Annotated in this window: 1 protein-coding gene; it reads left to right on the plus strand. The window is 51.4% G+C overall.

Annotation, left to right across the window (positions count from 1 at the left end; translation table 11 throughout):
* Positions 1–444, plus strand: a 444-nt coding sequence (locus BS617_RS17930) for a cadherin-like domain-containing protein (protein WP_139303251.1), incomplete at both ends; no start/stop codon positions are given.

A 444-nucleotide genomic window follows, 5' to 3' on the forward strand; every position in this document is an offset into this window, starting at 1 on the left:
GTCCAGATGCGATTGACGACAGCTTCAATGGCGAAGAAGACGTACCGTACACCATGACAGCGAATGACCTGTTAGGTAACGACACGGATCCAGACAGCGATCCATTAACGATCACTGAAGTGTCTAATCCAACGAACGGTACGGTTGTTCTTAACGCTGACGGCACCGTGACCTTCACGCCTGATGAGAACTTCAATGGCGAAGCGACGTACGAGTACACCATTACTGATGGTAACGGTGGATTCGATACCGCTACTGTAACAATCGACTTTGCACCGGTTAACGATGCACCGGTTGCCGTTGATGATCAGCTGACGGGTGAAGAAGACACCACCATCACGCTGGATCCAGCAACGCTATTGGGTAACGACACGGATGTTGATGGCGATCCATTAACGATCACCGCCGTCTCTAACCCAAGCCACGGTACGGTAACACTGAACC

This window comes from Neptunomonas phycophila (assembly GCF_001922575.1).
Lineage (GTDB): Bacteria > Pseudomonadota > Gammaproteobacteria > Pseudomonadales > Balneatricaceae > Neptunomonas > Neptunomonas phycophila.